1 protein-coding gene is annotated in these 495 nt (G+C 48.1%); it reads right to left on the reverse strand.

The genetic code is table 11. The features are described from left to right. Positions 1–495: IS4 family transposase (locus tag AC27IB_RS23515; protein ID WP_487124068.1), on the reverse strand; the 495-nt coding region annotated here is incomplete at both ends.

Genomic DNA, 495 nt, shown 5'->3' on the forward strand with positions numbered 1-495 from the left:
CAGCAAACTGACCCATATCAGCCCCTCCATCAATCCCGCGTTCCGGGTATTGAACTTGCGTAAATTGCAGTAGGATTTCCATTCCTTGAACAGTAATTCTATCTGCCAGCGCAAGCTGTATAGCTGCATCACCACTTTTGCCGGGTATTGCTCACGCGGCAAATTCGTAGCCCAATAGGTTGGCTCTGATTTACCTGGAGGCCAACTCGCTATCAGGCGATATGACACGCTTCCCTCAACGTCCATATCAACCACCTGGCTTCGTCGGATATGGTGTTTAACGTCCTTGAGTTTCACATTGTCGAATCGTTTTAAACGCTTACCCTGTGCATTCACACCCAGCAACACCAAGGGGTTAACCGTTGTTTTTGCCCTGACCAGATAACTGCCTCCCGCCTGATGAATACTATCCAGATACGACAGTTTGAAATAGCCCCGGTCTGCCATAAATAAACAAGCCACTAATGATTCGGCTGGCGGTAAAAAGTCATACTC

The organism is Alteromonas sp. 4NH20-0104, assembly GCF_057547795.1.